The organism is Streptomyces sp. NPDC026417, from assembly GCF_055567695.1.
The window spans coordinates 50,586-61,203 of record NZ_JBVHPY010000033.1; the positions used below are offsets into that span (position 1 = coordinate 50,586).

The 10,618-nt window shown below is 75.2% G+C and carries 10 protein-coding genes; 4 read left to right on the plus strand and 6 right to left on the minus strand.

What is annotated here, in order from left to right:
• Positions 1 to 10 precede the first annotated feature (10 nt).
• Complete coding sequence (locus ACZ4NT_RS35010; protein WP_467729200.1) at positions 11 to 2,581, minus strand: helicase-associated domain-containing protein; 2,571 nt, start codon at positions 2,579 to 2,581, stop codon at positions 11 to 13.
• A 140-nt stretch (positions 2,582 to 2,721) separates the two neighbouring features.
• Between ACZ4NT_RS35010 and ACZ4NT_RS35015 the strand changes: the two genes are divergently transcribed.
• Together ACZ4NT_RS35015 and ACZ4NT_RS35020 are read left to right on the plus strand one after the other, a co-directional pair.
• Complete coding sequence (locus ACZ4NT_RS35015) at positions 2,722 to 3,732, plus strand: hypothetical protein (RefSeq protein WP_467729202.1); 1,011 nt, start codon at positions 2,722 to 2,724, stop codon at positions 3,730 to 3,732.
• Positions 3,733 to 3,774: 42 nt separating this feature from the next.
• Positions 3,775 to 4,401, plus strand: coding sequence for a haloacid dehalogenase-like hydrolase (locus tag ACZ4NT_RS35020; protein ID WP_121402258.1), 627 nt, complete (start codon positions 3,775 to 3,777; stop codon positions 4,399 to 4,401).
• 48 nt (positions 4,402 to 4,449) lie between these two features.
• Here ACZ4NT_RS35020 and ACZ4NT_RS35025 read toward each other — a convergent pair whose 3' ends face one another.
• Positions 4,450 to 4,701 carry a hypothetical protein gene (locus ACZ4NT_RS35025; protein WP_121402259.1) on the minus strand — a complete coding sequence of 84 codons (252 nt, stop codon included), beginning with the start codon at positions 4,699 to 4,701 and terminating at the stop codon, positions 4,450 to 4,452.
• Between the two features lie 196 nt (positions 4,702 to 4,897).
• Between ACZ4NT_RS35025 and ACZ4NT_RS35030 the strand changes: the two genes are divergently transcribed.
• Positions 4,898 to 5,281: a cold-shock protein gene (locus tag ACZ4NT_RS35030; protein ID WP_121402260.1), complete on the plus strand. Its 384-nt coding sequence runs from the start codon at positions 4,898 to 4,900 to the stop codon at positions 5,279 to 5,281.
• A gap of 30 nt (positions 5,282 to 5,311) precedes the next feature.
• Here ACZ4NT_RS35030 and ACZ4NT_RS35035 read toward each other — a convergent pair whose 3' ends face one another.
• From ACZ4NT_RS35035 to ACZ4NT_RS35050, 4 genes are all read right to left on the minus strand, one after another.
• Positions 5,312 to 6,175 carry a 1,4-dihydroxy-6-naphthoate synthase gene (locus ACZ4NT_RS35035; RefSeq protein WP_121402261.1) on the minus strand — a complete coding sequence of 288 codons (864 nt, stop codon included), beginning with the start codon at positions 6,173 to 6,175 and terminating at the stop codon, positions 5,312 to 5,314.
• Positions 6,159 to 6,875 (minus strand): futalosine hydrolase, encoded by a 717-nt coding sequence (locus tag ACZ4NT_RS35040; RefSeq protein WP_467729206.1) that lies wholly within the window; start codon positions 6,873 to 6,875, stop codon positions 6,159 to 6,161. The genes ACZ4NT_RS35035 and ACZ4NT_RS35040 overlap by 17 nt, the downstream gene beginning before the upstream one ends.
• 47 nt (positions 6,876 to 6,922) lie before the next feature.
• Positions 6,923 to 7,396 (minus strand): DUF2771 domain-containing protein, encoded by a 474-nt coding sequence (locus ACZ4NT_RS35045; protein ID WP_121402263.1) that lies wholly within the window; start codon positions 7,394 to 7,396, stop codon positions 6,923 to 6,925.
• Between the two features lie 139 nt (positions 7,397 to 7,535).
• Positions 7,536 to 8,966 carry an MFS transporter gene (locus tag ACZ4NT_RS35050; protein WP_121402264.1) on the minus strand — a complete coding sequence of 477 codons (1,431 nt, stop codon included), beginning with the start codon at positions 8,964 to 8,966 and terminating at the stop codon, positions 7,536 to 7,538.
• Positions 8,967 to 9,398: 432 nt separating this feature from the next.
• Between ACZ4NT_RS35050 and ACZ4NT_RS35055 the strand changes: the two genes are divergently transcribed.
• Positions 9,399 to 10,322 carry a DUF3027 domain-containing protein gene (locus tag ACZ4NT_RS35055; protein ID WP_121402265.1) on the plus strand — a complete coding sequence of 308 codons (924 nt, stop codon included), beginning with the start codon at positions 9,399 to 9,401 and terminating at the stop codon, positions 10,320 to 10,322.
• The last annotated feature ends 296 nt before the right edge of the window (positions 10,323 to 10,618 follow it).

Sequence of the window (10,618 nt, forward strand, 5' to 3'; positions counted from 1 at the left end):
GGGATCGCGGTCAGGGCTGCTCGTCGGCCAGCTCCGCGACACCCGTGACCCGGTGCAGCGGATAGGTGCGCACCTCGTCGGCGGTGTGGTCGTACGCCGTCACGAAGCCGCCCTCGACGCGGACCGGGGCGATGACGCGCTGGCTGGCGGCGCCCTCGGCGTTGACGTAGCCGATCCACAGGGCCTCACCGGTGAGGACGGCGGCCTGCATGGTGGCGAGGGTCTCGGCGGCGCTGGTGCGGGGCAGCCCCCCGCCGGTGGCGGCGGCGTCCGGGGCGGTCTTGCGGGGGGCGGTGGACGCCAGGTCGCCGGCGCGGACGGCGCGGATCGCGGCGTTCAGCAGGGTGGCGTCGGGGACCGGAGGGCCCTCCGGGACCGGCTGGGGCGCGGTGCGCGGCGGCGTCCGGTGGGCGTGGGCCCGGGTGATCAGGACATCGCCCTCGGCGGACTCGGCGGCCGGTGCGAAGCCCATCGCGCGCAGCCCTTCGAGGAGCGCCGCCGGATCGGCCTGCGCGGCCAGGACGGTGGGTGCCAGCCGGCGCAGCCGCAGACCGGCCGCGCGCTTGTCCGCGACGATCTCGTTCAGCAGCGCGTCGTCGTCGCAGCGGACGTACGCGGAGGCAGCGCCGATGCGCAGATGGCCATGGCGGCGTGCCACGTCGTCGATGAGGTAGGTGAGCGGCTGCGGCACGGGTGTGCGGGCGTGCTCGGCGAGGAACGCGTGCAGGTCCGCCGCGGCCCGGCCGGCGTCCAGGGCCCGCCGCACGGACCCGGGCGTGAACCGGTACACCGTCGCGCCGCCCTTCGACTCCACGTCCGCGAGCACCCCGAGCATGTCGGCCAGCGGCCGCCGCAGCGGGCCGGGCGCGACCGCGGTCAGGTCCGCCTGGAGCAGGACGTGGTCGAGCGGTTCCGGCAGCAGCGGCGCGAGGAGCCGGGCGGCCTCGGCCGCGTCCGCGGCCTGTTCGGCGGGGCTGCGCGGGGTCCGCTCGGCGGGGGCCGGGTGGTGGCGCCGGTGGGCGGGGAGCTTGTCGCCGGGGCCGGACGGTTCGGCGTCCGGGCCGGCCGCGGCGGGCAGCCCGAGCAGGGCCCGGCCGTGCGCGGAGAGCGCGCCGCGGCCGGTGACGCCCAGGGACTCGGCCTCGGACAGGGTCCACCGGGCGAGCCGGGTGCGCAGGTCGTCCTGTGCCGACGGTGCCCCGCGCAGGGGGCGCTCCCAGTGCAGGCGGGACAGGAGCGAGTCCGGGTCGGGCGAGGCGCCCTCGGGGAGCGTGCCGAGCAGGGAGAGGACGCGGTGCCGGACCTCGGGGGCGGCGGAACGGTCCAGGCCGGGGCCGAGCGCCGAGAGCGTACGGTCCTTCGCGTCGCGCCCGCCGACCAGACCCGCCGTCCGGGTCGCGGCCAGCCAGGCCGCCGCGAGCCGGGTCCAGCGCTCGGCGGAGGGCAGTTCCAGCCACTCGTCGTAGGCGGGCGTGGCGGCGTACCGCTCGTCGGCGTCGCCGTCCGACGCCAGCAGCCCGGCCGCGTAGGCGAGCTCCACCCAGAAGGCGGCCACCGGCTCGGCCACGTCCAGGGCGACCGCCGTGCGCTTCAGGTCCCGCACACTCAGCCCGCCGGCACGCAGCACCGCGGGGCCGCCCTCGTCCCAGTCCTTCAGCAGTTCCTCGACGGTCGCGAGCGCGGTGTACGCCTGGCCCGCCGCCGTCGCGTCCACCATCGCCGGCCGGTGGGTCGCGGCCGGTGCGACGACCGGCGGCAGCGGCTGCGTCTCGCGGTGCGCGCGGCCCGCCCGCAGATGCAGGGCGACCTCCCGGGGCAGCACGACCGTGCCCGGCGCGGTCGGCAGCAGCAGCCCGCGGTCCAGGAGCTGCCGCAGCCGGGCCGCGGGGTCGGCGGTCACCTGGCCGTACGGCGGCCCCCACACCAGCCGGGACAGCACCTCCAGCGACTCGGCCGGCAGCGCGTCGAGCAGCGCGGACATCCGCGTACGGTCGGAGAACAGCTCCGTCAGCGCCGCCACGGCCGACACGGAGTCGTGCGTGGTCGGCAGCCCGGCCGCCGTCACGATCTCCTGGATGCGGCCCGGGGACATGCCCGTCGTGGCCTCCGCGACGGTGGGACCGAGACCCGTCGGGGACGGGTGCTGCGGGGACGGCGCAAGCAGCTCGCGTGCGGTGCGGACCAGACGCAGGCGCTCGTCCGGGCCCCACACCAGGGCCTGTTCGCGCAGGGTGCCGAGGGCGTGCGGGAGCGCTCCGGCGACCACCGGGTCGCGGTCGTCGCCCGCCATCAGCCCGAGGAGTTCGCCGTACGCCGCCGGCTCCGGCGCCACGGCGAGGGCCTCCGCCGTCTGCAGCGCGAACCGGTCCAGCCGCTCCAGGGCGCGGACGACGGAGGCGCGGGTGCCGGCCCGGGTGGCCAGCTGGGTGAGGTCGGTGGGGACCGGGGTGATGAGGTCCGGGCGGGCACGCAGCAGCGCGGACAGGGAGGCGTCGTCCCGCGCGCGGAGGGCTTCCGCCAGGGAGCGCGGTGCGTTCCCCGCGGGTGCGGACTCCGTCGTGGGCTGCTCCTCGGTGCTCATCCGGCCAACGGTAGCGGTTTCGCCTCCCGGCGGCCCCGCCCCCGCAGCCCGGGGCGGCACGGAAACGGGCGGTGGAGAGCGGGGAACCGGTACCGTCGGGGGGACGGGGTATCCAACGCACCCGCCCCGGAGGGGACTTCGTGGGGATCGAGAGCGACCAGCTCGTCTTCGACTACCTGAGCCGGGTCGGCGACCTGGCCCAGCAGCGGCAACTGCCGTCCGCGACGCGGATGCGCCTGGTGTCCGAGCTGCGGGGCGAGATCGACCGGCGCAGGGCCAGGGCGCCCGTCGACAGCCCGGCGTCCGTCCGCCGCATCCTCGGCCGCCTCGGCACCCCGGACGACGTCGTGACCGCCGCGGGCGGCGACACCCCGCCGGAAGGGCCGGAGACCCCGGCCGCCGTCCCCGTCCAGCGCGCCCACGAGGGGCTCGGCCGGGCGGCGGAGGACCGACCCCGGGGCCTGCGCCGCGTCGTCCCGAGGCCGCGCCCCGCGGAGTCCGGGCCGGCCGGGGCCGTTCGGGACACCCCGTCGCCCCCGCACCTGGCCGGCACCCACGAACTGGGCGACAGCGCCACGCGCCCGGACTGGTGGCGGGTGGACGCCAGTACGTTCGGGCCCGGCGAGAGCGTGCCGGGCTTCGTCGGCGGCGTGGAGATCCCCGAGATACTCGAACCGCCCCGGCCGCAGCCGGACGCGCCCGGCGTGGACGACGGCGCTCTCCCGGCCGACCCGGACCGGGCCCGTGCCGCGGCCGGGCCGGGGGAAGCGGTGGAGGCGGCGCCCGCCCGCCGCCGGCGGCTGCCCCGGCTCGGTGGCCGGCGCAATCCGCTCCTGCTGCTCGCCGCCGCCCTGCTCGTGGCGGGGGCGGCACTCGGCAACTGGGTCGCGCTCGGACTGGGCTGGCTCATCGCCTACACCTCGCGCCGGCTGACCCCCGCCGAGGCGAAGTGGGCGGTCCTGGTGCTGCCGGGACTGGCCGCCACCGCCGGACTCGTCTGGCTGTGGGGGCGTACGGAGGGCCGCTGGGGCGACCCCGTCGCCGACGGGCGGATGAGCGACGCGATCACCGGGACCTGGCCCTGGGTGGTGCGCGGTGCCGCCGTCGCCTCGGCCCTCTACCTGGCCTGGCGCTCGCAGCGCCGGCCGTAGCGCCGGGATCGGCTGGGAGGCCCGCCGGGGCGGCTGGGCACAATGGCCCATATGACTTCGCGCGCGCCGACCGTCGGCTTCGACCTCGACATGACCCTGATCGACTCCCGGCCCGGCATCCACGCCTGCTACCGGGCGCTTTCCGAGCGGACGGGGGCGTACATCGACTGCGACCTGGTCGTCACACGGCTCGGGCCGCCGCTCCAGGACGAGCTGGCGAACTGGTTCCCGGCCGAGCGGGTCGCCGCCGTGGCCGACCTCTACCGTGAGATGTACCCCGCGCACGCCATCACCGGCACGCTCGCGATGCCCGGCGCCCGGGAGGCGGTCGAGGCGGTGCGGGCGGCGGGCGGCCGGGCCGTCGTCGTCACCGCCAAGTGGGAGCCCAACGCCAAGCTGCACCTGGAGCACCTGCGCATCGACGCCGACGCGGTGGTCGGCAACCTGTGGGCCGAGCAGAAGGCGGAGGCGCTGCGCGAGCACGGCGCCGGCGTCTACGTCGGCGACCACACCGGCGACGTCCGCGGCGCCCGCCGGGCGGGCGCCCACTCCGTCGCCGTCGCGACCGGTCCCTGCGACGCGGCGGAGCTGTCCGCGGCGGGGGCGGACGTGGTCCTCGCGGACCTCACGGAGTTCCCGGCATGGCTGCGGAGCCATACGGCCGGCTGAGCCCGGCCGCGCGTTCGCGCCGTCCCCGCCGGAAGCCGGGCGGCCCCGCTACGACCGTGCGGCGCGGGCCCGTCGGCGGCCCGCCGCGAGCGACTGGAACACCCCGGCTCCGGCCAGCAGGAAGCCGACGCCCATCAGCATGCTCAGGCCGAACATGAACGTCGGAAACGGTGTCGTACCGAGCAGCAGCGGGGCCACGGTGACCAGAGTGGCCACCGCCCCGACGAAGAAGACGAGGGCACCGGCGCGGATCAGCCAGTCACCGGGCTCGGCGGAATTCGGTTGGGTTTTGTCACGCACCCGACCAGGGTAGTTCCCAGCGCGTAGGAACCGACCGGCGACGTCTTGTCACCGGCCCCCGGACCATTAGCCTTGGTACCGGCGGGTCCGACGACCCGCTGTAGTGCTATCCGGGGCAGTTTCCGGGCCGTTGCCCGCGCAGTTGTCCCTGCAGTTTTCCGAGCAGTTCCCGACGAGTACGAGGACGAGGACAGACGTGCCCACCGGCAAGGTCAAGTGGTTCAACAGCGAGAAGGGCTTCGGCTTTCTCTCCCGCGACGACGGCGGCGACGTCTTCGTCCATTCCTCGGTCCTGCCCGCCGGAGTCGACGCTCTCAAGCCCGGCCAGCGTGTGGAGTTCGGCGTCGTCGCCGGTCAGCGCGGCGACCAGGCCCTCTCGGTGACGATCCTGGACCCCACTCCCTCGGTCGCGGCCGCCCAGCGCCGCAAGCCGGACGAACTGGCGTCCATCGTCCAGGACCTGACGACCCTTCTCGAGAACATCACGCCGATGCTGGAGAAGGGCCGCTACCCCGACAAGGCCTCCGGTCACAAGATCGCCGGCCTGCTGCGGGCGGTCGCCGACCAGCTCGACGTCTAGGGGCCCCGGCGGCCCTCCCGCCCGCTCGGGTCAGGGGAAGTCCAGCGCGTCCGGGCCGAGGGGCGGCACCAGTCCCTCGGCCGCCGCACGGGTGAGCAGTCCGCGGACCGCCGCGTAGCCGTCCTCGCCCAGCTCGGCCGTGAACTCGTTGACGTACAGGCCGATGTGCTGGTCCGCGACGGCCGGGTCCATCTCCTGGGCGTGTTCCAGGACGTAGGGGCGGGAGGCCTCTGGGTCGTCCCAGGCGGCGCGGACCGAGGCGCGCGCCGACTCGGCGAGCAGCTTCAGCTTCGCCTCGCCCAGCGACCGCCTGGCGATGATCGCGCCGAGCGGGATCGGCAGGCCCGTCGTCCGCTCCCAGTGCTCGCCCATGTCGGCCAGCTTGTGCAGCCCGTAGTCGCGGTACGTGAAGCGGGCCTCGTGGATGACGAGTCCGGCGTCCACCTTCCCGTCCCGGACGGCGGGCATGATCTCGTGGAACGGCATGACGACGACCTCGCCCACCCCGTCGGGCAGGGTGTCGGCCGCCCAGAGCCGGAAGAGGAGGTACGCCGTCGACCGCTCGCTCGGCACGGCGACCGTGCGGCCGGTCAGATCCGCGTCCGGCTCCCGGGTCAGCACCAGCGGCCCGCAGCCCCGGCCGAGCGCGCCCCCGCACGGCAGCAGCGCGTACCTGTCGAGGACGTAGGGCAGGACGGCGTACGACACCTTCAGCACGTCGTGCTCGCCGCGCTCGGCCATGCCGTTGGTGATGTCGATGTCCGCGAAGGTCACGTCGAGCGGGGGTGCGCCCGGGACGCGGCCGTGGGCCCAGGCGTCGAAGACGAAGGTGTCGTTCGGACAGGGCGAGTAGGCGATGCGCAGGGGCGCGGCGGATTCAGTGGCTGCGGTCATGTCGGTTCCAACTCTCCAGTACGGGCGCGAGCTTCCCGAAGGCCTCGGTGAGGGCCGCGAGGGCGTCCCCGATGCGCCAGGCGGCACGGTCGCGGGGGCCGACGGGATTGGACACCGCGCGGATCTCCAGCACCGGCACACCGTGCAGAGCGGCGGCCTCGGCGACTCCGAAGCCCTCCATCGCCTCGGCCAGGGCGCCGGGATGACGGTCGCGCAGGGCGGCGGCGCGGGCGGCCGTCCCGGTCACCGTGGAGACCGTCAGGACGGCTCCGACGGCGGCACCCGTGGCCGCGGCGAGGTCTCGTACGAGTGTTTCCGGCGGACGGTGGGTGACGGTTCCGAAGCCGAGACCTGTGACGGGGACGAAGCCGTCCGCGGTGTCCGCGCCCAGGTCCGCGGCGGTGATCTCGTCGGCGACGACGAGCGAGCCGACGGGAGCGGCGGGCTGGAATCCGCCGGCGATACCGGCGGAGACGACGAGGTCGTACGGGGTTCCCGCGAGCCCGGCGGCGGTGAGGGCGGTGGCGGTGGCGGCGGCGGCGAGGGCGGGGCCCACACCGGCGGCGAGGAGGTCGTGGCCGCCCGGCGCCCGGTGCAGGGTCACCCCGGGAAGCGGGACGCCGGTCGGCAGGGCCTCACGGCCCGGGGGCGCGAACGCCCGGGCCACCGCGTCCCGTTCGGCGGGAACCGCGGTGGCCACCAGGACGCGTACACCGGACGCGCCCGGGACTTCGTCGGCAGACGTGATCAGGAATCCTTCTTGAGCTTGAACGACCACAGGCCGGTCACCGGCTCGTCGCCCTCCTTCACGGAGATCAGCGTCGAGTTGCCGCTGGCGCCGTACTCGGCGTTGAAGAACACGCTGCCCGGGATCGTGCGGTAGGTCTTCTTGCTCTCGTCGGTCAGCGGACGGCCGTTCATCAGGATCGTCCAGCCCTTGTCGGCGACGTCCGGATCCACACCGAAGCGCACGGTCTCGTCGGGGTCGACCTTGATCGACTTGATGTCCTCGGACTTCAGGCACTTCGCCAGCTCGGTGGTCTTCACCGCCTTGCCGTCGTTGTAGCAGTCGGTCTCGGAGCTCACCGAGTTCTTGCCCACCGTGACGGTGGCCAGCGGCGTCGGCTTGTCACAGGCGGACAGGGCGAGGAGCCCGGCGGAAACGGCGCCGACAGCGGCGACGGCGCGACGGCGGCGCGCAGAGGAACGCAGGGAGGTCATGGCCGAAGGCTATCGGGCAGGTCCACCGGTCTCCCCACGTGGGGTGCGGCGTGCCGTGGGGTGCCGCCACGCGGGTGGGCGGAGCCGCGGCGCGGGGTGCCGCCGGGGGCGTGAGGCACCGTGGCGCGGGCGGCGCGGCTCAGGCGACCCGCCGACGGGCGTCCGCGCCGCCGTGCCGGGCCGAGCCGAGCAGTCCGCGCACCGTGGTGAGCCAGCCGACGGCGACGATCGCGGCGGCCACACTGAGGCCGAGGGTGCCGTTCAGCGGCAGCACGATGCCGATCGCCCCGCCGATCACCCACGCCACCTGGAGCAGCGTCTCGGAACGCGCGAACGCCGACGTACGGACCGCCTCCGGGACGTCCCGCTGGATCAGCGCGTCCAGCGACAGCTTGGCGAGGGCCTGCGCGAACCCGGCCACCGCGGCCAGGCACGCCACCAGGACCGCGCCGAAGAACACCGCCGCGGTGATCGCCGCCCCCAGCACGATCGCCACGACGGTCACGATGATGATCTCGGGAGCGCGCGATTTCAGCCAAGCTCCGACCGCCGTGCCGAGCGCGTTGCCCGCTCCCGCCGACACGCCCACGATGCCCAGCGAGACCGCCGCGCTCTCACCGGTGAGCGGATGCTCGCGCAGCAGGAAGGCGAGGAAGAAGATCAGGAACCCGGACAGGCAGCGCAGCGAGGCGTTGGCCGCGAGGGCGTGGGTGACCGCCGTACCGACCGTGCGCAGGCCGGGGCGGCGCGTTTCCTTGCGCAGGTGCGGCCCGTGCAGGTGCTCCTCGTCCGCGGCGAGCAGCGCCTTGTCCTCGCCGCGCGCCGAGTCGACCTTCGGCGGCAGCGAGAACGACAGGAACATCCCCGCGATGAAGATCACGAAGGCGCCGTACAGCGGCCAGCGCGCCCCGAGTGCCTGCAGTCCCGCCCCGATCGGCGCGGCCACACCGGTGGCGAGCAGCCCGCCCAGGGTGACCCGCGAGTTCGCCTTCACCAGCGAGAAGCCGGGTGGCAGCAGCCGGGGCACCACCGCGCTCCGCACCACCCCGTACGCCTTCGAGGAGACCAGCACGCCGAGCGCGGCCGGATACAGCTCGATGCCGCCGGTCACCACCGCGCCCGACAGCAGCAGCGCGAGCAGCGCCCGGGCGAGCATCGCGCCGGCCATCGCCGCGCGGCGGCCGTGCGGCACCCGGTCGAGCAGCGGGCCGATCACCGGCGCGAGCAGCGTGAAGGGTGCCATCGTGATGGCGAGGTAGAGGGCGACGCGGCCCCGGGCCTCGTCCGTGGGGACCGAGAAGAACACCGTCGAGGCCAGCGCGACGGTGATCATGACGTCGCCCGCGCCGTTCACCGCGTGCAGCTCGATCAGCTTGCCGAGGCCGGATTCGCCCGCGCCGTGCGCGTGGGTCGCCTTGCGGATCCCTCGGGCGGTGCCGGTCACCGGGAAGTGCAGGGCACGGCCGACCGCGCGGACGGACCCGCTCATCCGGCCCGATCCGCCACTTCGGATGCTCCCCTTGGTCGCACCGGTACCGGTGGCTCCTTGGGGCGACCTCGCGGCTGCCACTCCGTCATAGTGCCCCGAGAACGGCGAAGGTAGCGCGGTTACCGCGCGTATGGGCCTGTACGGCGGTGTGCGGACCCCCGCGCCGGGGCGCGCACGGGGCCCGCACAGGGCCCGAACGACGGGGTGCGAGCCCGTCTCAGCGGGTTCCGCGCGGCGGTGTGCCGGCCTTCGAAGCCGGTGCCGAGTGCGGCCCGGAGCCAACCCGGCCGCACGCCGGTGTGGGCCCAGGGGCCAGGAGAAGGTAGCGTGCGTAGCGCGCCTGCGGCGGTTGTTCTCGGCCGCGCGCCTCTCGGCCATCCCGCAGAATGGATGGCGTAGGTGCGCCCGAGCGCGATCGGGCGCGGACGTCGACGCGGCCCCCTGGTCCGCTCCGTCCGCACCTCGCCGGGTACCGGCGCACCCGTGAGACGGCGTAGGAGAGAAGCGATACCTGTGAGCGCGACAACGCGAAGCCGCACCCCCGACCGCCTGTGCGCCGAGGCCGTGGGCCTCGCCCGTGCCGCTGCCGAGGAGGCCGCCGCACCCGGCGTCGTCGGTGAACACGTGGGGCTGGTCTCCGAGGGGGACCGCGTTGTCACGCACTTCTTCGAGTGCAAGGATCCGGGGTACCGCGGCTGGCGCTGGGCCGCCACCGTCGCCCGGGCCTCCCGCGCCAAGGTCGTGACGCTCGACGAGACCGTGCTGCTGCCCGGGTCTGACGCGCTGCTCGCGCCGGAGTGGGTGCCGTGGAGCGAGCGGCTGCGGCCCGGTGACATGGGGCCGGGGGATCTGCTGCCCACCGAGGCGGACGATCTCCGGCTGGAGCCCGGGTTCTCCGGCGAGGACGAGCCCCTGCCGAACTCCGCCGTCTCGGAAGAGATGGCCGAGCTGGTCGAGGCCGAGGACGCGGAGGTGACGGGCGGGGCGCCGGCGACTCTGCCGGCGGCTCCCTCCCGGGGCTCGATCGCCTCGGTCGCGGAGGAGCTGGGGCTGCGGCGGGCCCGGGTGCTGTCCCGGTACGGGCTGCACATCGCGGCGGATCGCTGGGAGGAGGCCTACGGGCCCAAGACCGCGATGGCTCAGGCGGCGCCCGCCGCGTGCGTCAGCTGTGGCTTCCTGAACCGGATCGGCGGCTCGCTCGGCCAGGCGTTCGGTGTCTGTGCCAACGAGTTCTCGCCGGCGGACGGGCGGGTCGTGTCCCTCGCGTACGGCTGTGGAGGGCACTCGGAGGCGGCGGTCATGCCCAAGCCGCCGCGGCCGGCTCCGCCGGTGGTCGACGAGACGAGGGTGGACCCCTTCCCGCTCCGGCCGTCCCCGGACTCGGGGTCGGTACCGGCGACGTCGGACGACACGTCTGCGGAGCTGGGGCACTCGTAGGGGTTCGCGGTTCGTGGTCGGTGCGGGTGCGCTGTAGGTGCGGTGGGTGGGTCGGGGCCGTGCCGGTACATCCGCCCGTCGCCGGTTGGCACCTCCGTCCGTCACCAGCGTTCCTCGGTGGGGTGTGGCCCCGTCTCGACGGGCATGTGATGTACCGGCGCGGCCCCTTGCGTCGGAGGGCGGCTGCGGGCTCGTACGGATTGCGCTGCGGGTGGTGGGTGGGTCGGGGCCGTGCCGGTACATCCGCCCGTCGCCGGTTGGCACCTCCGTCCGTCACCAGCGTTCCTCGGTGGGGT